Here is a 23653-nt window from a genome sequence, read left to right as displayed (position 1 = left end):
CCCGTGGAGCGCACGTACACCGCACTCGCCGTCGCCGGCGTCGTCCTCGCCACCGTGCTCATCGGCGGACTGGGCCTGCGGATATCCCGCACCACCTCCGACTTCTACGTCGCCTCCCGCTCCGTGAAGCCGGGCCTGAACGCCGCCGCCATCAGCGGCGAGTACCTCTCCGCCGCCTCCTTCCTCGGCATCGCCGGCCTGGTGCTGCTCCAGGGCCCGGAGATGCTCTGGTACCCGGTCGGCTACACCGCCGGCTACCTGGTCCTGCTGGTGCTGGTCGCCGCACCCCTGCGGCGCTCGGGCGCCTACACCCTCTCCGACTTCGCCGAGGCCCGCCTGGAGTCCGCCGCCGTCCGCAGGCTGGCCAGCCTCTTCGTCGTCGGCATCGGCTGGCTGTACCTCCTGCCGCAGCTCCAGGGAGCGGGACTCACACTGGCGATCCTCACCGGGGCGCCCGACTGGCTCGGCTCGGTCGTGGTGGCCGTGGTGGTGACGGGCGCGGTGGCCGCCGGGGGGATGCGCAGCATCACCTTCGTCCAGGCCTTCCAGTACGGGCTGAAGCTCACCGCCCTGCTGGTGCCCGCGCTCTTCCTCGCCGCGGCCTGGGCGGCCGACGACGCCCCGCGCGCCCGCTTCGACGCACCGGCCGTGCTGCGCGAGCACACCGAGGTACGGATCGACGACACCGTCCGCGTGGACGTCGGAGCGCCGCTCACGCTCACCGCGACAGGCACCGTGGACGGCGAGGTGCGCCGGGGCGAGCCGTTCACGCTGGAGGAGGGGCCCCACCGCATCGAGGCCGGCACCGTCCTCGGGCTGCCGAAGGGTGCCCCCGTCCCGGAGCGCGCCGCCACGGACGCGGACCCGGCCGGCTGGTCCCAGCCGCTCGCCGGAGGGCGTGAGGGCCCCCAGCTGTACGCCACCTACGGCCTGATCCTCGCGACCTTCCTCGGCACCATGGGCCTGCCGCACGTCGCGGTCCGCTTCTACACCAGCCCCCACGGACGCGCCGCCCGGCGGACCACGCTGGTGGTGCTCGGCCTGATCGGCGCCTTCTACCTGCTGCCCCCGGTCTACGGCGCCCTGGGCCGCGTCTACACCCCCGAACTCGCGCTCACCGGGGAGGCCGACGCGGCCGTGCTCGTGCTGCCGGAGCGGGTCATCGGGGGAGTGGGCGGCGAGCTGCTGGGCGCGCTGCTGGCGGCCGGGGCCTTCGCCGCGTTCCTGTCGACGGCCTCGGGCCTGACCATGTCCGTGGCCGGGGTGATCACCCAGGACGTGCTGCCGCCGCGAGGAGTGCGGTACTTCCGTCTGGCCACCGTCCTGGCGATGACGGTCCCGCTGGTGCTGTCCGTGGTCTCGCGCGACGTGCCCGTCGCGGACGCCGTGGGGCTGGCCTTCGCCGTCTCCGCCTCCTCCTTCTGCCCGTTGCTCGTCCTCGGGATCTGGTGGCGGCGCCTCACCCCGCCCGGCGCGGCCGCCGGGCTGGTCGCGGGCGGGGGCTCCGCCCTGACCGCGGTGATGGCGACGCGGGCGGGCCTGCCCCCGCAGGGATGGCCGCACACCCTGATGGCCTGGCCCGCGGTCTGGTCCGTGCCCCTGGGGTTCCTGACCATGGTGGGCGTGTCCCTGGCCACCGCCCGCCATGTGCCCGCGGGGGCGGGCGCCATCCTCGCGCGGCTGCACCTGCCCGAGGACCTGGCCGCCCGGACGGGGCACCAGGGGCCCGAGCGGACCGGGAGCCCCGGCCCCGGGCCGACGGTGCACCGGGGGCGCGAAGGAGCGGACCGGTGAGCGGCGCCGGAGCCGTCGCCCTCGCCGCCACGGGCGGGGTGCTGCTCCTCGCCCTGGGTTTCGTGCTCGGCGCGTCCGCGGCCCGCCGGGGCGGCCGCCGCGACCTGGACCTGGGCACCCCGGTGGAGCGGGCGACCTTCCACACCCTGCACACGGCCTCGCTCGCCGCGCCACCGCTGCGCGCCGGGCTGACCGAGGACACCGCGCGCAAGGCCGTGCGCAGACTCCGCTCGCTGCTGGGCACCGAGGCGCTGTGCCTGACCGACCGCGGGCGGGTGCTCGCCTGGGACGGGCCCGGCGACGGCCACCACCGCGAGCAGGCCCTGGCCCGGGTGCGGGAGGTGCTGGACTCGGGGCGCGGGCAGAGCGCCCACTGCCGCTGCGAGGAGGTGGACTGCCCGCTGCGCTGGGCGGTCGTCGCGCCGCTGACCGGCGAGGACGGGGTGCTCGGAGCCCTGGTGGCCTACGGGTCGCGGGAGTCGGCGGTGCTGGCCCGCGCAGCGACGGAGGTCGCCCGCTGGGTCTCGGTGCAGCTGGAGCTGGCGGAGCTGGACCGCTCGCGCACCCGGCTGATCGAGGCCGAGATCCGCGCCCTGCGCGCCCAGATCTCCCCGCACTTCATCTTCAACTCGCTGGCCGCGATCGCCTCGTTCGTGCGCACCGACCCCGAGCGGGCCCGTGAACTGCTGCTGGAGTTCGCGGACTTCACCCGCTACTCCTTCCGCCGCCACGGCGAGTTCACCCACCTCGCCGACGAGCTGCGCTCCATCGAGCAGTACCTGGCGCTGGCAGGGGCCCGCTTCGGCGACCGGCTGACCGTCACCCTCCAGATCGCCCCCGAGGTGCTCCCGGTCGCCCTGCCGTTCCTCTGCCTCCAGCCGCTGGTCGAGAACGCGGTCAAGCACGGGCTGGAGGACTCCCGGGAACGCTGCCGGGTCACGATCTCCGCCCAGGACGCCGGGGCGGAGGCGGTGGTCGTCATCGAGGACGACGGTGTCGGGATGGACCCCGCGGTGCTGCGCTCGCTGCTGGCGGGGGAGCGGACCGCCTCCGCCGGCATCGGGCTGCTCAACGTGGACGACCGGCTGCGCCAGGTCTACGGCGACGCCTACGGGCTGGTCGTCGAGACGGCCGTGGGCGCCGGGATGAAGATCACCGTGAGGATCCCCAAGTACCGCGCGGGCGTGCACTCCTCGCCCGGACCGGGTGCGCTCGCCTGACCGTGTGCGTCCGGCCCGGGCGGCCCCCTCGGCCGGTGGACGCGCCGCCCGGTCGCCGGGCGCTCACCACAGGCCGACCGCCAGGTGCCCGAGCGGGACGCCTATCCGCCACGCCGGGGTCCACACCCGGCGCCCCTCGTCCACCGCCGTCCCCGCCGCGGAGGGCGCCCCGGAGCAGGGCTCCCCCAGGCCGTCGAGGTCCGCCGCGTGGACCTCCGTGCCCTGCAGCCACTCCCAGGCGGCGGCGGCGGGGTCCAGGTCCGGGTCCGGTACCCCGCGCCGGGCGAGCTGCGCCCGCTCGCCCAGCCGCCGGGCGGCCCAGTGGGACCAGGGGTGCCGGTGGGAGGTGAGGGCCAGCCACTCGCGCGACCGGGGACCGGCGTCGGCGGGGGAGGGGGGACGCGTTCCCCCGCAGAGGTGCACCGTCAGCGCCAGGGCGTGCAGTCCCGCCCGGAACTCGACCGTGCCCGGGTCCACCAGGTCCGCGGACCGCAGCACCTCGTCCGCCGTGTACTCGGCGCACCACCATCCGAGCGGCACGGCGAGCCCCGGCCCCCCGGTGTCGCCCGGTGTCCCGCGCAGCATGGCCCCACCTCTTCCTTCCCGCCGTGCGGATCGCCGACGCGCGGACCGCCGCCGTGCGGACTGTTCCCGTCGAGCCTCTCCCGTCCGGTACGGCGGCGGGCCCCGATCTGCTCAACTCGCCCGTGAGGTGCGGCATACGGAGCCGCCGTGCCCGTGGTCGGAGTGGCGGGCGCGTCCCACGGAGGCCCGCGGGTCTCCGGAGGCGCCGCGGCGGCTGTAGCCGGGCAGGCCGCGGGCGAGCGCGCGCAGTGCGTAGTGCGAGCGGGACTTCACCGTGCCGGGCGGGATGCCGAGTGCCTGCGCCGCCTCGTTGACGCTCATTCCCCGGAAGTAGAGGTGCACCAGCACGGCCCGGTGCTCCGGGCTGAGCGACCCCACCGCGGCACGGACGTCCAGGGCGGCGACGGCGCTCTCGGTGGCGTCGCAGGGGTCCGGGACGGCGGCGAGGACCCCGTCGCCGATCTCCGCCGGCCGGGCCAGCCGGGAGCGGCGTGCGTCGATCGCGAGCCGCCGGCCGACGGTGAACAGCCACGGGCGCATGGACGCGTACGGGGCGTCGAAGGCCTCGGGGTGCTGCCAGGCCCGGAGCAGGGTCTCCTGGAGCAGGTCCTCGGCGCGCTGCTGATCACCGTAGGTGAGGCCGAGCAGGAAGCCGAGCAGCGCCGGGCCGTGGTCCCGCTGGAGCTCCGCCAGCGCCTGCTCGTCGGTGGTCGCGGTCGCCGTCGCCATGCGTCAACATCCTCTCGCCCGTGGGCCGCTGTCACGTGGCGTATACGAACGCATCCGGCCGGATCGCGACAGGCGCCGGACGGGGGGCGTCGGTGAACGGTCGCACCGGGCGACGAACGGTGCGGTGAGCGGTCGGCCGGGCCCTGCGGCGCGGGCCGGCGCGGCGGGAGGCCCCGCAGGGCACCGCGGCCACCGGCCGGCGCCCCGCCGGGCCGGTCGCACAAGCCGGGGGCAGCGCGCAGCGGGCGGTCCGACACCGGTGACGAGCACCGCCGGCCGGTCGGGGCCGCATGCGGAGCGCTGCGCCGAGCGCGCTGCCGCAGGACCGGGTCCAGGGCCCGTCCCCCTCGTCCGCGGCGGGCGCACGGCGACCGCACACCCCGCCGTGTCGTCGCATCACCGCACCCGGCGCCGCACACGGGCCCTCCGCGTCGTCCGGGGAGCCTCGACGCTCCCCCGCGCGTGCGGGCCGCGCCCCCGGGCCCGGCGGGGCCCGCGGCGCCGCCGGGCGGGCGGTCGCGGTGGTCCCATCGGGTTGAATCCCGCCCCTGCCCGTGTCGTTTCCCCGCCCGGGGCGCGGCACGTGCGAGCAGTGGGCCATGCACAAGGACCAACTGCCCGTCCATCGCCGCTCGGTACTGCACTGGGCCGCCGCGCTCGGCGGGGCCGCCGTGGTCGGGGGACTGTTCGCCACCGAGCCCGGTGGCGCCCCGGGGCGCCCCGCCCCGCGGCCGGCGCCCGTGCCGGAGCCGGCGGCACCGGTGGCCGGACCGCAGGCCGCGGCCGGCCCGCGGCAGGCGGCCTCCTCCTACCGCCTTCAGCCGATGACGGCGCATGCCCCCCGGGTGCGGCGCGCACGCCCGCCGGTCCGCACCCGGCCCATCCTGGAACTGCCCGGTGCGGGCAGGACGATCGTGCTGACCTTCGACGACGGGCCCGACCCGCGCTACACCCCCGGGGTGCTGGCCACCCTGCGCGAGTTCCGCGTGCCGGCGATGTTCTTCGTCTGCGGGGAGATGGCCCAGTACCACCCGGACCTGCTGCGCGAGATGGCCGACGACGGCCATGTGATCGGCAACCACACCTGGTCGCACCCCCTGGTGCCGGGGCTGACACGCCCGGAGACCCGGCGGGAGCTCGCACGGACCTGCGAGGTCGTGGACCGCGCGGTGGGTACCGGACCCCTGTGGTACCGCGCGCCCTACGGGGCCTGGAACCGGCACTCCTTCGAGATCGGTGCGGAGCTGGGCATGGAGCCCCTGGCCTGGACCGTCGACACCCTGGACTGGACCGAGCCCGGAACGGGCACCATCGTGCGCCGGGTCATGGACGGTGCCGCGCCCGGTGCGGTGGTCCTCTCGCACGATGCGGGCGGCGACCGCTCCCAGAGCGTCGCCGCCCTGCGGCGGTACCTGCCGCGCCTGCTGGAGGCCGGGTACCGCGTCACCGTCCCGCACCGCTGAGGCGGCCACGGGCGGCGGCCCCGGCGGGGGGCCGCCGCCCGGGCGCTCAGCCGGCCTCGACCATCCGCGCGAAGACGACGACGTTCCCGTCGTACCCCCCGGCCCGGGAGTACCCGCCGCCGCAGGTGATCACGCGCAGCTCCGGCCGGCCCGTGTCCCCGTACACCCGCACGCCGGGGAAGTCGTTCTTGGCGAACACCTCCACCCCGTAGACCTCGAAGACCGCCGTGCGCCCGTCCAGGCGGGGCACCTCGATGCGGTGGCCCTTGCGGAGCGAGCCGAGACCGTAGAAGACCGCCGGGCCCGACTGGTTGTCGACATGCCCGACGAGCACCGAGGTGCCGCGCTGGCCGGGGGCGACCCCGTTCTGGAACCAGCCGGCCAGATTGGGGTCGGCCGCGGGCGGGGCCGCGATCCAGCCCTTGTCGTCGAGGCCCACGTCCATGATCGGGGCATCGACCTTCAGGGCGGGGATGCGGATCGTCTTCGGGGGTGCGTACGCGAGTGGTTCGAGCGGCACGGGAAGGAAGTTCTCCCCCGCGCCGCCGGTCGCGGAGGCCGCCGCCGCGGGTTGCGGCGGCCCCGCACCGGCATCCGCCCCGTTCTTCATCAGGGCGATGCCGCTGAGCATGACGAGTGCGAGTACGCCCCAGGGCGAGGGGCGCCTGATCCGTTCACGGCCGAAGGTGTCCCGGTCCGCTCTTCTCCCCTTGATGCGCATGCAGGCACGCTAAGCGCGCCCGCGGAGGGCGGCGATCAGGGAAGGGCGAACGGGTGGCCGGGGCCAGCCGGGGTGGCCCGTTCGGGTCACCGGGGGGCAGGGGCGGCCCACGGTCCGTGACCTGCGGGTCCTTGCGATCATGACCCCGGCGGGCGTACGGGCGGTCACCGGGGTGGCCCAAGCCCGATATGCGCTGTTTGTCCGGCTCGGTGAGGGTTCGTCATGGAAGGCGTCCTCGTCGACTTTCCCGGAGCGCCGCTTCGGAGCGTCTTCCTGGAGGTTCAACGATGCGTGCAGCACGCGCTCTCGCGGTGACCGCGACCGCCTTCGCGGCCGTCGGGCTCTGCGCTCCCCTGGCCGCCGCCGGCGGCGGGGACGGCCCGAGGAACGTCCAAGTCAGCCCGTCCACGGTGTTCCCCGGCGGCACCCTGACGATCACGGTCGACGGCTGCCACCGGGGTGGCACCGTCAGCTCCAACGCCTTCCCCGACGCCACCCTCTCGCGCGGCGACCGAGGCCAGCAGGAGGCCACGGCCAGGGTCCGCAACAACGCCCGGCCCGGCGACTACCACCTGACGGTCCGCTGCAACAACAGCGACCAGACCGCCAGCGCGTCGTTCACCGTGCGCCCGGGCCGCGGTGCGCAGGGCGGTCTCGGGGGGTCGGTCGGCCCCTCCAGCACCGAGATGGCCATCGGTGCGGGTCTCGTCGCCTCGGCAGCGGTGGGCGGCAGCCTGTTCGTCGCCCGCCGGCGCCGCACGGTCGGCGGTCCGGCCTGACCGGCCGAACCTCCCGGTCGGCTGGGCCGCCCGTCGCCCCGGGTCCCTGACGGACCCGGGGCGACGGGCGGTTGCCGGCGGGGACGGGGGCCTCGGACGTGCCCCCGCCCGGCCGTGCGGGTGCGTCAGTGGCGCCGGTCGGCCGTCCGCCTGCGGACGACCAGGACGGTCGCCGCCGCCGCGGCCGCCACCAGGGCGCCGCCCGCGGCGATCTCCGCGGCACCGGCTCCGCCGATGCTCCCGCCGACGCCGCCGCTGACGCCCGAGGGGGCGATGGTCACCGCGGAGCGGGTGGAACTCGCGGTCGGCGTGGAGGAGCCGCCGGCGATCCTGAGGTCGAGGGTCCCGATCCGCCCGGTGCAGTTGAACTGGACCGAGTACACGGCGCCGGGACGGGCGTCCCAGTCGACCACGGCGGTGGCCGCGCCGTTGCGCGGGATCGTCACGGTGTCGAACACACCGGACGTGACGGTCGTGGTGCTGGGGCAGCCACCGGCCGTCAGGGTCACCCTGCCGCCCGGTGACACCGTCGACGGTGTCACCGAGAAGTCGTAGGGGGTGTTGTTGACGGCGACAGCGGGGGCGGATGCGGTCAGGGCGAGTGCGGCCGCTCCAAGAGCGGCGGATGCGGCACGTATCGCACGCATGGGCGGACCTCCGGGTCCCCGAGGAGCATCCGCGGGAACCGTTTCCGCGCAGGTCGGGGTGTGCTCCTCGATCACCGAAACGCTACGAGCGGCCACACTGCGCCGCGATCGCTGTAGGGCATTCGGGTCATCATGCGCGGCCGACCGGGTTCCGTACCGGCGTGGCGGGCCGACCGCGGCGCCGGAGCGTGGGATAGGCGCCCGCACGGGCGACCCGCCCCGAGTGGCGGGGAAGGCGCCCCGGCCCCGGCGGGAGGTGCGGGGCAGCCCTTAGGGTCCGGGGGCGTGCTCCGAAAGCCCCGCCCGCGGTGGACGGTGCTGCCTGCCGAGGCACGCCCAAGCCATCGAGAGGTCCGCCCGGCCTGCCCGCCGGACAGCGGACCGGGAACGGAGCGTGGTCCATGACGGGCATCCGGACGATCGGGGACGACGGGCTCTACCCCGCTGTCGAGCCGTACCGGGAGGGGAGCCTCGACGTGGGCGACGGCAACCTCGTCCACTGGGAGGAGAGCGGCTCCCCCGAAGGGCGTCCCGCCCTGGTGGTCCACGGCGGCCCCGGCTCGGGAAGCTCGCCCCGGGCACGCCGCTCCTTCGACCCGTCGGCGTACCGGGTCGTCCAGTTCGACCAGCGCGGCTGCGGGCGCAGCACCCCCCACGCCGCCGACCCCGCCACCGACATGGCGGTCAACACCACCGGGCACCTCCTGGCGGACATGGAGCGGCTGCGCACGGAGCTGGGGGTGGAGCGCTGGGTGCTCCACGGCGGCTCCTGGGGGTCGACCCTGCTGCTCGCCTACGCCCAGCGCCATCCCGAGCGGGTGGAGGCCGTCGTGGTGGCCGGCGTCACCACCACCCGCCGGTCCGAGATCGACTGGCTCTACCGGGGCGTGGGCCGCTTCTTCCCCGAGGAGTGGGAGCGCTTCCGGGCCGCCGTACCCGAGGCCCGGGGCCCCCGGGACCTCGTCGCCGCCTACGCCCGCCGTATGGAGAGCGCCGACGCCGCGGTCCGCGAGCGCGCCGCGCTCGACTGGTGCCGCTGGGAGGACGCCGTCCTCTCCCTCGAACCGCACGGCGCCCCCGACCTCTACGGCGGGCGGCCCGACGCGGCCCGGATCGCCCTGGTCCGCATCGCCGCGCACTACTTCGCCCAGGGCGCCTGGCTGGACGAGGGGGCCCTGCTGGACGGTGCGGAACGCCTCGACGGGATCCCGGGGGTGCTCTTCCACGGGCGCCTCGACCTCAGTTCGCCCCTGGACACGGCCTGGCACCTGGCAAGGAGGTGGGCCGGCGCCGAACTGGTCGTGGTCGACGACGCCGGGCACAAGGGCAGCGCCGCACTCCGGACCGGCGTCCGGGCCGCACTGGACCGCTTCCGGTGAGGCTCCCCCGTCCCCGGCGGTGCCGCGGACAGGGCGAACAAGCCCGAACCGCCGTGCACTTCCGGCCAATTCCCGAGGCGGTGCCTTGGGGGGAAATCGGCGGGTGCCCACGGGAAGCGCATGGTTCGCGACCGCGACGCGGAAGATTTTCCCGGCGACGTTGAACGCCCCTTGTGCCCGTGTCCGTACCTAGGTCCGTGAACGGCGCCGCGGCGGCGCCCCGGCCGGCTCCCCCAGGGAGTCCGGAGAACCTACGGGAGTGGACATGAACACCTGGCGGAACGCCTCGCTCGCGGTGACCGCGGCGGCCGTACTCGCGCTGACGACGGCGTGCGGTCAGGAGCAGGGCACCGAGACCCCCAACGGCCAGGCCGTCGGCGCGGCCAACCCCGCGGCCTCCGGGGGCGGGTACGGCTCCGAGGCGGGCTACGGCTCGGCGGACGGCGGCGGCGGCGAGGCGAAGCCCGCGGGCCAGCTCGCCATCTGGGACAGCGAGGACCTCGGGGAGGTCCTCACCGACAGCGCCGGCTTCACCCTCTACCGCTTCGACAAGGACTCGGCCAAGCCGCCGAAGTCCAATTGCGAAGGCGACTGCGCGAAGGCCTGGCCGATCGTCGCCGCGGACGGCGCCACCGCGGCCCCGGGCGTCGATCCCTCGCTCATCGGTGAGGTGACCAGGGCGGACGGCACCAAGCAGCTCACCGTCGACGGCTGGCCGATGTACCGCTATGCCAAGGACACCAAGGCCGGCGACGCCAACGGCCAGGGGGTCGGCGGTACCTGGTACGCGGCGGCACCCGACGGAGGCAAGGCCGCCCCGGGGGAGGGGGGCGGAGACGGCGGTCAGGAGCCCGCCGGCGGAGGCGAGGAGGGCGCCGAGCCCGCCGACCTCGCCGGGCTGTCCGTCCGCAAGGACCCCAAGCTGGGCGACATCGTGGTGGACCGCGACGGCATGACCGTCTACCGGTTCACGAAGGACTCCGCCTGGCCCATGAAGTCGGCCTGCACCGACGAGTGCCTGGAGAAGTGGCCCGTCGTGGAGCCGGTCGACAAGAACGACACCGAGGGCATCCTCAAGAAGGGCTTCGTCACCTTCGACCGCCCCGACGGCATCCAGCAGCAGACCATCGACTGCTGGCCCATCTACACCTTCGCCGGGGACAAGGCGCCCGGTGACACCAACGGCCAGGGAGTGGGCGGTACCTGGTACGCCGTCTCCCCGGACGGAAAGCCGGTCGGAGCGCCGAAGTAGTCCCCACGCTGCGCCTCCGGCCAGGACGGCCCGCCCCCGCTACGTCGCGCGGGGGCGGGCCGTCCGCCGTCCCGGGGCTCCCGAGGCGGCCGCCGCCGGAAACCCCCGGGGCAGGGGAGGAGCACGGCGTGCCCGTCCGGCAGCCGCCCGCGACCACGAGGTGTGACCAAGAACGGACCGCTAATTTCCGTTTGGGCTCGCCCTCTTGGCGGGCGATCAGTAGCCTCGGCTCGAACCCTGGCCATGGACATGGCCTACCTGCCGTGGCGACTCGTGGGAGACATCGATGGACCGTCCCGCCTGGGCACCGCAGGGCATCGACATATCGGTGCCGAGCGTGTCCCGCATGTACGACTACTACCTGGGCGGTTCGCACAACTTCGAGGCCGACCGGGAGGCCGCGCGCAGGGCGATGGGATACCTGCCCGGCCTGCCCAAGATCATGCAGGCCAACCGGGCCTTCATGCGGCGCGCCGTGCGCTTCGCCGTGGAGGAGGGGGTCGGCCAGTTCCTCGACGTCGGCTCCGGCATCCCCACCTTCGGCAACGTCCACGAGGTGGCCCGCGAGGCGGACCCCGGGGCCCGGGTCGTCTACGTCGACCACGACCCCGTCGCGGTCGCCCACAGCCGCGAGATTCTCGACGGCGACGCGCGCACCGCGGTCCTCGCGGGGGACCTGCGCACGCCCCGCCACATCCTCGACAGCCCCGAGGTCACCGGACTGCTCGACCTCGACCGCCCGGTGGCCCTGCTGCTGGTGGCCGTCCTGCACTTCGTCGAGGACGCCGACGACCCCTGCGCCGCCGTCGCCGAGCTCTGCGAGGCCCTTGCCCCGGGAAGCCTCCTCGTCGCGACCCACGCCTCCTACGAGGGCGTACCGGTCCCGGCCGAGCAGGCCGGCGGAGTCGTCGACGTCTACCGGGACATCCGCAACCCGCTGGTGATGCGCAGCCGTGAGGAGTTCGCCGCCTTCTTCACCGGATGCGAGCCGGTGGACCCGGGACTGGTCCCCATGCCGCACTGGCGCCCGGACGGCCCGCCCGAGCAGGAGGACCCCTACGCCTTCTCGGGCTTTGCCGGGGTGGGGCGCCGGCGTTGAGTCCCACGTCACAGGCCGAGCGCTCCCCCGAGGAACCGGACGCCCTGGAGGACCGCCTCCGGCGCTTCGCGACCATCTGGAGCCGGGCCATCTTCCCGGTCACGGCCACCTCCCTGACCCGTCCCGAGTTCGAGCGGCACCTGCTGCCCCCGGCGCGCGAGCTGTGCACCGCGCTGCGCTCCGCGCCGTTCGTCCCGCAGTCCGCGCAGCGGGTGGGCCGGGCGCTGGTCGAGGCCCACTGCACCGACCCGGACGCGCTGAGCCGCACCCTCGGCGTCATCGACTCCTACCTCGTGCTCTACTGCGGCGACCCGGGCGCGGGGGCGGAGGAGAGCCGGGCGCGCTGCTCGCGCCTCCAGCACGCGGTGGCCGCCGGCTTCGCCCACGCCCTGCGCGAGCGGACCCTCGCCGAGCAGGAGGCCATCGCCCGCTCCACGCTCCTCGCCCGCAACGACGCCCTCCAGGCGATGCACGACACCGAGGTGCGCTTCCGGGCGGTGTTCCAGGGCGCCGCCATCGGCATCGCCATCGCCGACCTGGACGGCAACGTGCTGGAGGCCAACGACACGCTGACCCGGATGCTCGGCGGCCTGGAGCACCATGTGCGCGGCCGCCGGGTCACCGACTGGGCCCACCCCGAGGACCGCCCGCACGTCTGGGACCTCCACCGCGAGCTGGTGCGCGGACAGCGCGAGGACTTCCGCACCGAGAAGCCCTTCTACCGCAACGACGGCACCGTGCTGTGGACGAACCTGACCGTCTCCCTGCTGCGCGACGCGGACGGCGAGCCGCAGTACCAGCTGGCCCTGGTGGAGGACACCACCGAGCGCCGGCTGCTGAACCTGCGGCTGCGCTACGAGGCGACCCACGACGCCCTGACCGGTCTGCCGAACCGCACCCTGTTCTTCGAGCGGCTGGAGAAGGCGGTCGCCGCGGGGGACGGCAACCGCTTCGGGCTGTGCTACCTCGACCTGGACGGCTTCAAGGCGATCAACGACAGCCTCGGGCACGCGGTCGGCGACCGACTGCTGGTCGAGGTCGCCGACCGTCTGCAGAGCTGCGCCACGGCGCCCGGCGAGATGGTCGCCCGGCTCGGCGGCGACGAGTTCGTCGCCCTGACCACCGGCCCCGACACGGCGCGCGAGGTGGACGAACTCGCCACCCGCATCCTCAACGCCCTTGCCGCGCCGGTCGCCGTGGACGGCCGCGAGTTCGCCGTGCGCGGCAGCATCGGCATCGTGGAGGGGCCCGCCGGCGAGCGCACCAGCGCGGAGGTGCTCCGCAGCGCCGACATCACCATGTACCGGGCCAAGTCGGCCGGCGGGAACCGCTTCGAGCTGTCCGACCCCGAGGCGGACGCCCGGGTGATCACCCGCCACGGGCTGACCAACGCGCTGCCCTCGGCCCTGGAGCGCGGCGAGTTCTTCATCGAGTACCAGCCCCTGGTGCATCTCGGCGACGGCAGCGTCCACGGGGCCGAGGCCCTGGTCCGCTGGTGCCACCCGCAGTACGGCGTCCTCGGCCCGGACCGCTTCATCCCGCTGGCCGAGCGCACCGGCCTGATCGTGCCGCTCGGCCGCTGGGTGCTGGAGGAGGCCGTCCGCCAGGCGCGCTACTGGAGCCGGCGGCACAGCGACGGCGGCCCGCTGCGGATCAACGTCAACCTGTCCCCGGCGCAGCTCAAGCACCCGGCGCTGGTCGCGGACACGGTCGAGGTGCTGGAGCGCTCCGGTCTGGAGCCCGGGGCGCTGTGCCTGGAGGTCACCGAGTCCGCGCTGATCGGCGCTGACGAGGACCTGCTCAAGCCGCTGCGCCAACTCGCCGACATGGGGGTCGACATCGCGCTGGACGACTTCGGGACCGGCTACTCCAACCTGGCCAACCTGCGCAGGCTGCCGGTGAGCGTGCTCAAGCTGGATCGTTCTTTCACCCAGGGCATGCAGCAGCACCCCTGCGACCCGGTCGACCTGAAGATCGTCGAGGGCATCGTCTCGCTCGCGCACAGCCTCGAACTGGCCGTCACCGTCGAGGGCGTCGAGACCGGCGCGCAGGCCGAGCGCCTGCGTGAACTGGGCTGCGACACCGCACAGGGCTGGTACTACGCGCGGCCCGGCTCCCCCGACCGCATCCACGCGCTGGTGCTGGCCGACGCCGTGTGAGCCGGCAGGGCGTGCCCCGCGGGTGCGGGACCCGGCCGGGTGCGGGGGCGGCTCCCCGGCACCCGGCCCCGGCCCCGTGTCAGCCGCGCGACTCCAGCAGCATCCGCCGGAGTTCGCGCGCCGCGCGGGGCGGGGCGACGTCGCTGCGGTGCGCCAGCCCGATCGTACGGTGCAGCCCCGCCCCCGCCAGCGGCGTCGCCCGCAGGCCCCGGCCGGCGCCCCCGGCGGCCATGGCGGGCACCACCGCCACGCCCAGGCCCGCGCGCACGAAGCCGAGCACCGCGTCCATCTCGCCGCCCTCCACGGTGAAGGCGGGCTCGAAGCCCTCCGCACGGCAGGCGGCGACCGTCAGCTCCCGCAGGTCGTAGCCGTGCCGGAACATCACCATCGGCTCGTCCGCCAGATCCCGGATCCGCAGCGGCCCGGCGGGCGCGGGCGACAGCGGGGAGGACACCACCACCAGGTCCTCCCGCAGCAGCTCCACCGCGGTGAGCGCCGGTGAGGACGAGGGCAGCGGCAGGACCACCAGGGCCAGGTCCAGCGCCCCCCGGGCCAGCGCCCGCACCAGGTCGTGCGAGCCGGACTCCTCGATCAGCAGCTCGATCCCGGGATGGCGGTCGTGGAAGGCGCGCAGCACCCCCGGCAGCAGCCCGGTGCACAGACTGGGCGTCGCCCCGAGCCGGACCCGGCCCCGCCGCAGCTGCGCCACCTCCTGCACCTCGCGCCGGGCCGTCTCGGTGTCCGCGAGGATCCGCCGGGCGAGCGGCAGCAGGGCCTCTCCCGCGTCGGTCAGGGCGATGTTGCCGCGCGCCCGGCGGAAGAGATCGGCCCCGAGCTCCTGCTCCAGGGCCCGGATCTGCTGGGAGAGCGAGGGCTGGGAGACATGGACCTGCTCGGCGGCGCGGGTGAAGTGGAGCGTCTCGGCGACGGCCGCGAAGTAGCGGAGCTGCTGGAGCTGCATCCCCCCAGCCTAGGGCCCTGCATAGGCAGAAGCTATGCAGTCCAGCCGGATCATGTCTTGGACCTCTTGCAGGGGGCGCCCCTAGCGTCGGGGGCATGGCTCTGATGACGAAGGCGGGGCGTCCGCCGTCCGCGCTGCGCGGCGCATGGCGTTCGACGATCGGCAAGAAGACGGTGATGGCCGTCAGCGGCCTGGTCATGCTCGGCTTCCTGGTGGCCCATGTGGCGGGCAACCTCAAGGTCTTCTTCGGCCCCGAGGAGTTCAACGCCTACGGCCACTGGCTGCGCACCGTGGGCGCCCCCGTCCTGCACCACGGCTGGGCCCTGTGGGCCCTGCGCCTGGTGCTGCTGGCGGCGGTGGCCGCGCACGGCGTGAGCGCCTACCAGCTCAGCCGGCGCGCCGTCCGGGCCCGGCCCACCGGCTACGTCCACCGGCGGGCCCGGACGGGCTACGCCACCCGCACCATGCGCTGGGGCGGTGTGATCCTCCTGCTCTTCCTCGTGTGGCACATCCTCGACCTCACCACGGGCACCGCCCACCCCGGCGGCTTCGAGCAGGGACGGCCCTACCAGAACGTCGTCGACACCTTCTCGACCTGGTACGGCAACGCCGTGTACCTGCTGGCCATGGGTGCCGTCGGACTCCATGTCCGCCACGGCCTGTGGAGCGCGGCGCAGACCCTCGGCGCGGGAAGCCCCGCGCGCGAGGGCGCCCTGCGGGCCGCCGCCGACGCGACGGCCCTCGTCCTCACGGCGGGCTTCGTCTCCGTGCCCGTCGCCGTCATGACCGGAGTGGTGAGCTGAGATGACCGACCCCGACCACCGCGGACTCCCCGGCTACCGCGACTTCACGACCGGCGAACCCCTCGCCGACACCAAGGCCCCCGGCGGGCCGGTCGCCGAGCGCTGGGCGCGCCGGCGCTTCGAGGCCCGGCTGGTGAACCCCGCCAACCGCCGCGGCCACACCGTGATCGTCGTGGGCACCGGTCTCGCCGGGGCCTCCGCCGGGGCCACCCTGGCCGAACAGGGCTACCGGGTCGTGCAGTTCTGCTACCAGGACTCGCCCCGCCGGGCCCACTCCATCGCCGCCCAGGGGGGCATCAACGCGGCCAAGAACTACCGCAACGACGGCGACTCCGTCCGCCGCCTGTTCCACGACACCGTCAAGGGCGGCGACTTCCGCGCCCGGGAGTCCAACGTCCACCGCCTCGCGGAGATCTCCGTGGAGATCATCGACCAGTGCGTGGCCCAGGGCGTGCCCTTCGCCCGCGAGTACGGGGGCCTGCTCGACACCCGCTCCTTCGGCGGAGTGCAGGTCTCGCGCACCTTCTACGCCCGCGGCCAGACCGGGCAGCAGCTGCTCCTCGGCGCCTACCAGGCCCTGTCCCGGGGCATCGCCGCGGGCGCCGTCGAGATGCACCCGCGCACGGAGATGCTCGATCTGATCGTGGCCGACGGCAGGGCCCGGGGCATCGTCGCCCGGGACCTCGTCACCGGGCGGATCAGCACCCACCTCGCCGATGCGGTGGTCCTCGCCACCGGCGGCTACGGCAACGTCTTCCGCCTGTCGACCAACGCCGTGAACTCCAACGCCACCGCCGTCTGGCGGGCCCACCGGCGCGGCGCCTACTTCGCCAACCCCTGCTTCACCCAGATCCACCCGACCTGCATCCCCCGCAGCGGCGACCACCAGTCCAAGCTCACGCTGATGAGCGAGTCCCTGCGCAACGACGGCCGGATCTGGGTCCCGCGCAGCCCCGGGGACGGCCGTCCGCCGCGGGAGATCCCCGAACAGGACCGCGACTACTACCTGGAGCGCCTCTACCCCGCGTTCGGCAACCTGGTGCCCCGCGACATCGCCTCCCGCGCGGCCAAGCGGGTGTGCGACGAGGGGCGGGGCGTGGGGCCCGGCGGGCAGGGCGTCTACCTCGACTTCGCCGACGCCCTCGCCCGGATGGGGCGCGACCGGGTCGCCGAGAAGTACGGCAACCTGTTCGAGATGTACCAGCGGATCACCGCGGAGGACCCCTACGAGGTCCCCATGCGGATCTATCCGGCGGTGCACTACACCATGGGCGGCCTCTGGGTCGACTACGACCTCCAGACCACCGTGCCCGGGCTCTTCGCCCTCGGCGAGGCCAACTTCTCCGACCACGGGGCCAACCGGCTCGGTGCCTCCGCCCTGATGCAGGGGCTCGCCGACGGGTACTTCGTGCTGCCCCCGGCCCTCAACGACTACCTCGCCCGCTCCCCGCGGGCCGCCGGGCTCGACGCCGGCCACCCGGCCGTGGCCGGGGCGGTCGCCGAGACGGAGGACCGGCTGCACCTGCTCCTCGCGATCGGCGGCGACCGCACCCCCGACTCCTTCCACCGCGAACTCGGCGAGCTGATGTGGGAGCACTGCGGGATGGCCCGCTCCGCGGCGGGCCTGCGCGAGGCGCTGCGCCGCATCCCCGCCGTGCGCGAGGAGTTCTGGCGCCGGGTCGGGGTCCCCGGCACCGGGGAGGAGTTCAACCAGTCGCTGGAGAAGGCCAACCGCGTGGCCGACTACCTGGAACTCGCCGAGCTGATGTGCCTGGACGCGCTGCACCGCGAGGAGTCCTGCGGCGGCCACTTCCGCGAGGAGTCCCAGACACCCGACGGCGAGGCCGCCCGCAGGGACGGGGCGTTCTCCTACGCCGCCGCCTGGGAGTTCACGGGCACCGGCCTTCCCCCCGTCCTGCACCGGGAACACCTGGTCTTCGAGAACGTCCACCCCACCCAGCGGAGCTACGCATGAGGCTCACCCTGCGCGTCTGGCGCCAGCGCGACGCGGGCGCCGAGGGCGCCATGGCCACCTACACCGTCGACGGCGCCTCCCCGGACATGTCGTTCCTGGAACTGCTCGACACCCTCAACGAGGACCTGCTGCTGCGCGGCGAGGACCCCGTCGCCTTCGACCACGACTGCCGCGAGGGCATCTGCGGAGCCTGCTCGATGGTCATCAACGGCGAGGCGCACGGACCGGAGCGCACCACCACCTGCCAGCTGCACCTGCGCTCCTTCCGCGACGGAGACACCATCGACGTCGAGCCGTGGCGGGCGGCCGCGTTCCCCGTGGTCCGGGACCTGGTCGTGGACCGGTCCGCGCTCGACCGGATCATCCAGGCCGGCGGGTACATCAGCGTGCCCACCGGTTCCGCGCCCGAGGCGCATGCGACCCCCGTCGCGAAACCGGACGCCGACCGGGCCTTCGAGCATGCCGAGTGCATCGGCTGCGGGGCCTGCGTGGCCGCCTGCCCCAACGGCTCCGCGATGCTCTTCACCTCCGCCAAGGTCAACCACCTGAACGTGCTGCCGCAGGGCGCCCCCGAACGCGAGACGCGGGTCCTCGGCATGGTGGCCGCCATGGACGAGGAGGGCTTCGGCGGCTGCACCCTCGCGGGGGAGTGCGCGACCGCCTGCCCCAAGGGCATCCCGCTGCCCTCGATCGCCGCGATGAACCGGGAGTGGCTGCGCGCCGCGCGGCGCACCGCGGGCTGACGGCCCGCCGCTCGCGCCCTCAGGCCTGACGGCGCGAGCGGTGGGCCGCCGCCTTGGCCCGGTTGCCGCAGCGCCTCATGTCGCACCAGCGGCGCGAGCCGCGGTGCGAGCGGTCCACGTACAGCCGGGTGCAGCGCGGGGCCGCGCACTCCTTGACCCCGGCGGGGTCCTCGGCGAGCAGCTCCACGGCATCCCGGGCCACGGACGACAGGACCGCCGCGACCGTGCCGTGCCGGAGGACCGCCCCGCCGTCCCCCAGCTCCGGCCGCACGGGCGTGCGCGCGGCCGCCCGGTTGACCACCGCGCGGTCCTCGGGCGCGAGGGCGGCGCCCGCACCCCGGGCGAGCACCAGCCGGTAGACCGCCTCGCGCAGCTGAACCGCCGCCCGCAGCTCGGCCTCGGTCACCGCGGGCGGGGTGCTCAGCAGCCCGGAGGCCGCCGCCCATGCGGCGAGGTCCTCGCGGGTGCCGAGCTGGTCGAGGGGGGAGTCGCGCCGGCTGCGCACGGTGCCGACGAAGTCCAGGGCGGCACTGCCGCTGACGAAGGCGAACGTCATCCGCACAGGGTAGCCGACCGGACCGCCTCACGTCCGCGAAACTAACCGGCCTGACCAGTTATCCATGCTGGGGAAGTAACCGCATTGACGGGTTTCCCCGGGGGTGGCTACGGTCCTTGGTAACCGCCTGGGCCGGTTAGCTTGATGCCGGGGGCGGACCGCGGAGCCCCGGGGGCGGGCCGATGGCGCCCCGTCCGACCCGGGCCCGCGCACGGCCGGGCGGGCACGCACCGGCGGACCGCGCACCCGCCGAGAGGTGCGCAGAGCAAAGGGGAGAGGCATGACGGTCAAGGTCGCCATCAACGGGTTCGGCCGCATCGGGCGAGGGTTCCTTCGCGCGGTGCTCGCCGAGAAGGCGGACGTCGACGTGGTGGCGGTGAACGACCTCGGCGACCCCGGGACCCTGGCCCACCTCCTCGCCTACGACAGCACCATGGGCAGACTGCCCGCGGAGGTGGCGGCCGAGGACGGCGGCATCCTCGTCGACGGCCGGCCGATCGCCGTCCGCCGCGAGCGTGACCCGGGCCGGCTGCCCTGGGCGGACCTCGGCGTCGACGTGGTCGTGGAGTCCTCCGGGGCGTTCACCGACGCCCGGAAGGCCTCCGCACACCTCGACGCCGGAGCCCGCAAGGTGCTCATCTCGGCCCCGGCCACCCACGAGGACTTCACCCTCGCCTACGGCATCAACCACGACCGCTACGACGCCGGGGCCCACCACGTCGTCTCCAACGCCTCGTGCACCACCAACTGCCTCGCCCCGCTGGCCCAGGTGCTCCAGACGCGCTTCGGCCTGGAGCACGGACTGATGACCACGGTGCACGCCTACACCCAGGACCAGAACCTCCAGGACGGCCCGCACCGCGACGCCCGCCGGGCCCGCTCCGCCGCACTCAACATCGTCCCCACCTCCACCGGTGCGGCCACCGCGATCGGCAAGGTGCTGCCCGGGCTCGACGGGCGGCTCGCCGGGCTGTCCCTGCGCGTGCCGGTTCCGGTCGGCTCGATGACGGACCTCACCGCGTACCTCTCCCGGCCGGTCGCCGCCGAGGAGGTCAACGTGGCCTTCGCCGAGGCCGCGGCCGGACCGCTGCGCGGCGTCCTGCGCTACTCCGACGCCCCGCTCGTCTCCACGGACATCGTGGGGGACCCGGCCTCCTGCGTCTTCGACGCCCCGCTGACGACGGTCGCCGCGGGCGGGCGCCAGGTGAAGGTCTTCGGCTGGTACGACAACGAGTCCGGCTTCTCGCACCGGCTCGTCGACGCCGTCCGGCTGCTGGGCGCCTGACCCGCTCGCGCGGCAGCACCCGGGTGGCGGGACCGGGTCGGGCGCCCGGTCCCGCCACCCGGGTGCTCAGTGAAGGGCGCGTGCCAGGTAGGGGGCGGTGGCACTGCCCGCCGCGGCCGCCACCTCGGCCGGAGTGCCGGCGGCCACCACCCGGCCGCCCTCGTCACCGCCCCCGGGGCCGAGGTCGATCACCCAGTCCGCCGCGGCCACCACATCCATGTCGTGCTCCACGACCACCACCGTGTGGCCGTCGTCCACCAGCCCGTGCAGCCGGAGCATCAGCACCTCCACATCGGCCGGGTGCAGCCCCGTCGTCGGCTCGTCCAGCACGTACACGGTGTGCCCCCGCCGCCCCCGCTGGAGCTCGCCCGCCAGCTTGATGCGCTGCGCCTCCCCGCCGGAGAGCTCGGTGGCCGGCTGCCCCAGCCGCAGATACCCGAGCCCGACGTCCAGCAGGGCGTCCAGGCTGCGCGCCGCCGCCGGGACGTCCCCGAGGAAGCCCGATGCCTCCTCCACCGTCAGGTCCAGCACCTCGGCCACGTTCCGCCCCCGCAGGCGCACCGCCAGCGTCTCCTGCGCGTAGCGCGCGCCGCCGCAGTCCGGGCAGGGCGCGTAGGTCGTGGGCAGGAACAGCAGCTCCACCGCGACGAAGCCCTCCCCCTGGCAGGTCTCGCAGCGCCCGCCCGCCACGTTGAAGGAGAAGCGCCCGGCCTTCCAGCCCCGGCGCCGCGCGTCCGGAGTGGCGGCGAACAGCTTCCGGACGGTGTCGAACAGCCCGGTGTAGGTCGCCAGGTTGGAGCGGGGGGTGCGCCCGATCGGCCTCTGGTCCACCGTCACCAGGCGCTCCACACCCGGGAGCCCGGGAGTGATCGCATCCACCAGCGTGGACTTCCCCGAGCCCGACACCCCGGTGACCGCGGTCAGCACCCCCAGCGGCAGCCACGTCCGCAGACCGCGCAGGTTGTGCCGGGTCACCGGCCCGAGCCGCAGCCGCCCCGCGGGCACCCGGGGCGCCTGCGCAGGCCGGGGCGGCGCACCGAACAGGAAACGGCGGGTTCCCGAGCCCTCCACCCCGGCGAGCTCGGCCACCGGCCCGCTGTGCAGGACGCGGCCGCCGTGCTCGCCCGCGCCGGGCCCCACGTCCACCAGCCAGTCGGCCCGGCGCACGACCTCCAGGTGGTGCTCGACCACGAACACGCTGTTCCCGTCGGCCTTCAGACGCTCCAGCACCACCAGCAGGGCCTCGGTGTCCGCCGGGTGCAGCCCGGCCGAGGGCTCGTCCAGGACGTAGACGACCCCGAACAGCCCCGCGCGCAGCTGCGTCGCCAGCCGCAGCCGCTGGAGCTCGCCGCTGGAGAGCGTGGGGGCGGGCCGGTCCAGGCTCAGATAGCCGAGCCCCAGCTCGGTGACGGTGGCGACCCGGGCGAGCAGGTCGTCGGTGAGCACCCGCGCCGTCCCGCCGGCCTGCCCCGCCGCCAGGACCCCGGCCAGCTCGCTGAGCGGGAGCGCCGCGGCCTCGGCGACGGTGAGGCCGCGGAAGGTCACCGCCAGCGCCTGCGGCCGCAGCCGCGCCCCCGCGCAGGCGGGACAGGGCCCGCTGGTCAGGAAGCGCTCGGCCCGCGCCCGCAGCGTGCTGCTCCGGGACTCGGCGAAGGTGCGCAGCACATGGCGCCGGGCGCTGGTGTACGTGCCCTGGTAGGGGCGCTGGATCCGCCCGGCCTCCCGGACCGGGTGGACGGTCGCCACCGGCTGCTCGTCCGTGAACAGGATCCACTCCCGCTCCCCGGCGGGCAGCTCGTGCCAGGGCCGGTCCACATCGTGGCCGAGGGCGTCGAGCACGTCCCGGAGGTTCTTGCCCTGCCAGGCGCCCGGCCAGGCCGCGATCGCCCCCTCGCGGATCGACAGCGACGGATCGGGGACCAGCAGCTCCTCCGTGGTGTCGTGCACCCGGCCGATCCCCTGGCACGCCGGACAGGCGCCCGCCGCCGTGTTCGGGGAGAAGGCGTCGGAGTCCAGGCGCGGTGCCCCCGGCGGGTACTCGCCCGCCCGTGAGTACAGCATCCGCAGCGAGTTGGACAGGGTGGTCACCGTGCCGACCGAGGACCGGGAGGTGGGGGAGGAGCGCCGCTGCTCCAGCGAGACCGCGGGCGGCATTCCCGAGACCTCGCCGACCGCGGGGGCGCCCACCTGGTGGATCAGGCGGCGGGCGTAGGGGGCGACCGACTCGAGGTACCTCCGTTGGGCCTCCGCGTAGAGCGTCCCGAAGGCCAGGGACGACTTGCCGGACCCGGAGACCCCGGTGAAGGCGACCAGGGCGTTGCGGGGGATGTCCACGTCGACGCCGCGCAGGTTGTGCTCCCGTGCGCCGCGGACCCGGACGAAGCCGTCATGAGAAGGGTGCATAGGGGGCAATTCTAAGTGTCGTTCCAGGTCAGGGGGGTCCGGGGCCTGCCGGGAGGAGCCGGGGGCCCGTCGCGAGGGCGGGCCCTGCCCCCTGCGCGCCCGCGCCGGGCCGCTTCACCTACCCTGGGGCCCGTGGTACCGGACACCCGGCCCCTGGCCGTCTTCGACCTCGACAACACCCTCGCCGACACCGCCCATCGGCAGCACCTGCTCCAGCGCCGGCCGCGCGACTGGAACGCCTTCTTCGCCGCGGCGCCCCAGGACCCGCCGCTCGCCGAGGGGGTGCTGCTGTGCCGCCGGGCCGCCGAGGAGTGCGAGGTGGTGTACCTGACCGGGCGCCCCGAGCGCTGCCGCGAGGACACCCTCGCGTGGCTGGCCGCGCAGGAACTGCCCGAGGGGCGGCTGTTCATGCGGCCCCGTGCCGACCGCCGCCCCGCCCGCGTGACCAAGCTGGAGGCCCTGCGCCGCCTGGCGCGGTCCCGCGAGGTCAGGATGCTGGTGGACGACGACGAACTGGTCTGCCGGGACGCGGAGCGGGCCGGCCACCGCGTGGTCCGTGCCGTGTGGGGCGCCGTGCGGACGGGGGAGGCGATGCGCGCCGCCCAGCAGAGCGAGGGACGCACCTGAGGCAGGGGCCCGGCGGGCGGGCCGCTCCCGGCGGCGCCGTGCTCAGGCGTCGTCCTCCAGCCGGAACCCGACCTTCAGGCCGACCTGGTAGTGCTCGATCCGGCCGTCCACGATATGGCCGCGCACCTGGGTCACCTCGAACCAGTCGAGGCCCCGCAGGGTCTGCGCGGCCCGGTCGATCCCGTTGCGGATGGCCTGGTCGACGCCGTCCGTGGACGTGCCCACGATCTCGGTGACGCGGTAGGTGTGGTTCGACATGTGCGTCGCTCTCCTCTCCGTGCGTTCACTCCACCGTGCCCCACCGCGGGGAGTCCCGCGAGGCGTCGGGCGGGGCCGGCCCGCCACCCGCCGCCCCCTCCCGGCCGCCGGGCCGGGGCGTCCGGCAGGGACGGCGGACATCACCCGGGGGAGCGTGCCGGGTGCGGAGGGTCACCCCGCCGCCTGGGGGCCGGGCGGTGCCCGCGGACGTCCGG

General features: G+C 75.1%; 21 protein-coding genes. 13 read left to right on the top strand and 8 right to left on the bottom strand.

What is annotated here, in order from left to right:
• Positions 1 to 3: 3 nt before the first annotated feature.
• Together ACGF15_RS00570 and ACGF15_RS00565 are read left to right on the top strand one after the other, a co-directional pair.
• Positions 4 to 1794, top strand: a complete 1791-nt coding sequence (locus ACGF15_RS00570) for a cation acetate symporter (protein WP_392796437.1) — start codon at positions 4 to 6, stop codon at positions 1792 to 1794.
• On the top strand, positions 1791 to 3014 hold the full coding sequence (locus ACGF15_RS00565; RefSeq protein WP_345608332.1) for a histidine kinase: 1224 nt from the start codon (positions 1791 to 1793) through the stop codon (positions 3012 to 3014). Before ACGF15_RS00570 ends, ACGF15_RS00565 begins: the two co-directional genes overlap by 4 nt.
• 63 nt (positions 3015 to 3077) lie before the next feature.
• On the opposite strand, the gene ACGF15_RS00560 is transcribed toward ACGF15_RS00565, so the two are convergent.
• Both ACGF15_RS00560 and ACGF15_RS00555 read right to left on the bottom strand, forming a co-directional pair.
• A complete protein-coding gene (locus ACGF15_RS00560) occupies positions 3078 to 3599 on the bottom strand; it encodes a hypothetical protein (RefSeq protein ID WP_392796436.1) in 522 nt (173 codons plus the stop codon).
• A 111-nt stretch (positions 3600 to 3710) separates the two neighbouring features.
• Positions 3711 to 4328 (bottom strand): sigma-70 family RNA polymerase sigma factor, encoded by a 618-nt coding sequence (locus tag ACGF15_RS00555; RefSeq protein WP_392796435.1) that lies wholly within the window; start codon positions 4326 to 4328, stop codon positions 3711 to 3713.
• 599 nt (positions 4329 to 4927) lie between these two features.
• Between ACGF15_RS00555 and ACGF15_RS00550 the strand changes: the two genes are divergently transcribed.
• Positions 4928 to 5791: a polysaccharide deacetylase family protein gene (locus ACGF15_RS00550; RefSeq protein ID WP_345608325.1), complete on the top strand. Its 864-nt coding sequence runs from the start codon at positions 4928 to 4930 to the stop codon at positions 5789 to 5791.
• 46 nt (positions 5792 to 5837) lie between these two features.
• Here the strand turns inward: ACGF15_RS00550 and ACGF15_RS00545 are convergent, their stop codons facing one another.
• On the bottom strand, positions 5838 to 6512 hold the full coding sequence (locus ACGF15_RS00545; RefSeq protein WP_392796434.1) for a class F sortase: 675 nt from the start codon (positions 6510 to 6512) through the stop codon (positions 5838 to 5840).
• Positions 6513 to 6799: 287 nt separating this feature from the next.
• Here ACGF15_RS00545 and ACGF15_RS00540 point away from each other — a divergent pair, with 287 nt between their 5' ends.
• Positions 6800 to 7291 (top strand): hypothetical protein, encoded by a 492-nt coding sequence (locus ACGF15_RS00540; RefSeq protein ID WP_345608321.1) that lies wholly within the window; start codon positions 6800 to 6802, stop codon positions 7289 to 7291.
• Positions 7292 to 7416: 125 nt separating this feature from the next.
• On the opposite strand, the gene ACGF15_RS00535 is transcribed toward ACGF15_RS00540, so the two are convergent.
• Entirely contained in the window at positions 7417 to 7938 is a 522-nt protein-coding gene (locus tag ACGF15_RS00535; protein WP_345608319.1) for a hypothetical protein, read from the bottom strand.
• Positions 7939 to 8339: 401 nt separating this feature from the next.
• On the opposite strand from ACGF15_RS00535, the gene pip reads away from it, so the two are divergent.
• From pip to ACGF15_RS00515, 4 genes are all read left to right on the top strand, one after another.
• A complete protein-coding gene (gene pip / locus ACGF15_RS00530) occupies positions 8340 to 9317 on the top strand; it encodes a prolyl aminopeptidase (protein WP_345608317.1) in 978 nt (325 codons plus the stop codon).
• A gap of 265 nt (positions 9318 to 9582) precedes the next feature.
• Positions 9583 to 10569, top strand: a complete 987-nt coding sequence (locus tag ACGF15_RS00525; protein ID WP_345608315.1) for an SCO0930 family lipoprotein — start codon at positions 9583 to 9585, stop codon at positions 10567 to 10569.
• Positions 10570 to 10855: 286 nt separating this feature from the next.
• On the top strand, positions 10856 to 11668 hold the full coding sequence (locus tag ACGF15_RS00520; protein ID WP_392796433.1) for an SAM-dependent methyltransferase: 813 nt from the start codon (positions 10856 to 10858) through the stop codon (positions 11666 to 11668).
• On the top strand, positions 11665 to 13827 hold the full coding sequence (locus ACGF15_RS00515) for a putative bifunctional diguanylate cyclase/phosphodiesterase (RefSeq protein ID WP_392796432.1): 2163 nt from the start codon (positions 11665 to 11667) through the stop codon (positions 13825 to 13827). Before ACGF15_RS00520 ends, ACGF15_RS00515 begins: the two co-directional genes overlap by 4 nt.
• Before the next feature lie 79 nt (positions 13828 to 13906).
• On the opposite strand, the gene ACGF15_RS00510 is transcribed toward ACGF15_RS00515, so the two are convergent.
• Positions 13907 to 14788 (bottom strand): LysR substrate-binding domain-containing protein, encoded by an 882-nt coding sequence (locus ACGF15_RS00510; RefSeq protein ID WP_362611178.1) that lies wholly within the window; start codon positions 14786 to 14788, stop codon positions 13907 to 13909.
• A 95-nt stretch (positions 14789 to 14883) separates the two neighbouring features.
• Between ACGF15_RS00510 and ACGF15_RS00505 the strand changes: the two genes are divergently transcribed.
• From ACGF15_RS00505 to ACGF15_RS00495, 3 genes are read left to right on the top strand one after another with little or no spacing between them, the layout of a single operon-like run.
• Positions 14884 to 15591, top strand: a complete 708-nt coding sequence (locus ACGF15_RS00505; protein ID WP_392796431.1) for a succinate dehydrogenase — start codon at positions 14884 to 14886, stop codon at positions 15589 to 15591.
• Position 15592: 1 nt separating this feature from the next.
• Positions 15593 to 17566, top strand: coding sequence for a fumarate reductase/succinate dehydrogenase flavoprotein subunit (locus ACGF15_RS00500; RefSeq protein WP_392796430.1), 1974 nt, complete (start codon positions 15593 to 15595; stop codon positions 17564 to 17566).
• On the top strand, positions 17563 to 18309 hold the full coding sequence (locus ACGF15_RS00495; RefSeq protein WP_345608304.1) for a succinate dehydrogenase/fumarate reductase iron-sulfur subunit: 747 nt from the start codon (positions 17563 to 17565) through the stop codon (positions 18307 to 18309). Before ACGF15_RS00500 ends, ACGF15_RS00495 begins: the two co-directional genes overlap by 4 nt.
• 19 nt (positions 18310 to 18328) lie before the next feature.
• Here the strand turns inward: ACGF15_RS00495 and ACGF15_RS00490 are convergent, their stop codons facing one another.
• Positions 18329 to 18865, bottom strand: coding sequence for a CGNR zinc finger domain-containing protein (locus tag ACGF15_RS00490; protein ID WP_392796429.1), 537 nt, complete (start codon positions 18863 to 18865; stop codon positions 18329 to 18331).
• 280 nt (positions 18866 to 19145) lie between these two features.
• Between ACGF15_RS00490 and gap the strand changes: the two genes are divergently transcribed.
• Positions 19146 to 20150, top strand: a complete 1005-nt coding sequence (gene gap, locus ACGF15_RS00485) for a type I glyceraldehyde-3-phosphate dehydrogenase (protein ID WP_392796428.1) — start codon at positions 19146 to 19148, stop codon at positions 20148 to 20150.
• Between the two features lie 66 nt (positions 20151 to 20216).
• On the opposite strand, the gene ACGF15_RS00480 is transcribed toward gap, so the two are convergent.
• Positions 20217 to 22553, bottom strand: a complete 2337-nt coding sequence (locus ACGF15_RS00480) for an ATP-binding cassette domain-containing protein (RefSeq protein ID WP_392796427.1) — start codon at positions 22551 to 22553, stop codon at positions 20217 to 20219.
• A 132-nt stretch (positions 22554 to 22685) separates the two neighbouring features.
• On the opposite strand from ACGF15_RS00480, the gene ACGF15_RS00475 reads away from it, so the two are divergent.
• Complete coding sequence (locus tag ACGF15_RS00475) at positions 22686 to 23180, top strand: hypothetical protein (RefSeq protein ID WP_362611165.1); 495 nt, start codon at positions 22686 to 22688, stop codon at positions 23178 to 23180.
• 42 nt (positions 23181 to 23222) lie between these two features.
• On the opposite strand, the gene ACGF15_RS00470 is transcribed toward ACGF15_RS00475, so the two are convergent.
• Positions 23223 to 23438 carry a dodecin gene (locus ACGF15_RS00470; protein WP_345608294.1) on the bottom strand — a complete coding sequence of 72 codons (216 nt, stop codon included), beginning with the start codon at positions 23436 to 23438 and terminating at the stop codon, positions 23223 to 23225.
• Positions 23439 to 23653 lie beyond the last annotated feature (215 nt).

It is taken from the genome of Streptomyces sp. NPDC048001 (genome assembly GCF_043203115.1).
Classification (GTDB): domain Bacteria; phylum Actinomycetota; class Actinomycetes; order Streptomycetales; family Streptomycetaceae; genus Streptomyces; species Streptomyces sanyensis.
The sequence above is the reverse complement of the archived record's forward strand: the minus strand, read 5'-3'. Positions and strand labels throughout refer to the sequence as shown.

What these genes read in the sequence shown, in the direction of transcription:
- ACGF15_RS00555 (WP_392796435.1), bottom strand. Translation starts at nt 4,328, where the DNA reads ATGGCGACGGCGACCGCGACCACCGACGAGCAGGCGCTGGCGGAGCTC.
- ACGF15_RS00500 (WP_392796430.1), top strand. Translation starts at nt 15,593, where the DNA reads ATGACCGACCCCGACCACCGCGGACTCCCCGGCTACCGCGACTTCACG.
- ACGF15_RS00550 (WP_345608325.1), top strand. Translation starts at nt 4,928, where the DNA reads ATGCACAAGGACCAACTGCCCGTCCATCGCCGCTCGGTACTGCACTGG.
- ACGF15_RS00490 (WP_392796429.1), bottom strand. Translation starts at nt 18,865, where the DNA reads ATGACGTTCGCCTTCGTCAGCGGCAGTGCCGCCCTGGACTTCGTCGGC.
- ACGF15_RS00525 (WP_345608315.1), top strand. Translation starts at nt 9,583, where the DNA reads ATGAACACCTGGCGGAACGCCTCGCTCGCGGTGACCGCGGCGGCCGTA.
- ACGF15_RS00535 (WP_345608319.1), bottom strand. Translation starts at nt 7,938, where the DNA reads ATGCGTGCGATACGTGCCGCATCCGCCGCTCTTGGAGCGGCCGCACTC.
- ACGF15_RS00495 (WP_345608304.1), top strand. Translation starts at nt 17,563, where the DNA reads ATGAGGCTCACCCTGCGCGTCTGGCGCCAGCGCGACGCGGGCGCCGAG.
- ACGF15_RS00505 (WP_392796431.1), top strand. Translation starts at nt 14,884, where the DNA reads ATGGCTCTGATGACGAAGGCGGGGCGTCCGCCGTCCGCGCTGCGCGGC.
- ACGF15_RS00510 (WP_362611178.1), bottom strand. Translation starts at nt 14,788, where the DNA reads ATGCAGCTCCAGCAGCTCCGCTACTTCGCGGCCGTCGCCGAGACGCTC.
- gap (WP_392796428.1), top strand. Translation starts at nt 19,146, where the DNA reads ATGACGGTCAAGGTCGCCATCAACGGGTTCGGCCGCATCGGGCGAGGG.
- pip (WP_345608317.1), top strand. Translation starts at nt 8,340, where the DNA reads ATGACGGGCATCCGGACGATCGGGGACGACGGGCTCTACCCCGCTGTC.
- ACGF15_RS00470 (WP_345608294.1), bottom strand. Translation starts at nt 23,438, where the DNA reads ATGTCGAACCACACCTACCGCGTCACCGAGATCGTGGGCACGTCCACG.
- ACGF15_RS00520 (WP_392796433.1), top strand. Translation starts at nt 10,856, where the DNA reads ATGGACCGTCCCGCCTGGGCACCGCAGGGCATCGACATATCGGTGCCG.
- ACGF15_RS00560 (WP_392796436.1), bottom strand. Translation starts at nt 3,599, where the DNA reads ATGCTGCGCGGGACACCGGGCGACACCGGGGGGCCGGGGCTCGCCGTG.
- ACGF15_RS00545 (WP_392796434.1), bottom strand. Translation starts at nt 6,512, where the DNA reads ATGCGCATCAAGGGGAGAAGAGCGGACCGGGACACCTTCGGCCGTGAA.
- ACGF15_RS00480 (WP_392796427.1), bottom strand. Translation starts at nt 22,553, where the DNA reads ATGCACCCTTCTCATGACGGCTTCGTCCGGGTCCGCGGCGCACGGGAG.
- ACGF15_RS00540 (WP_345608321.1), top strand. Translation starts at nt 6,800, where the DNA reads ATGCGTGCAGCACGCGCTCTCGCGGTGACCGCGACCGCCTTCGCGGCC.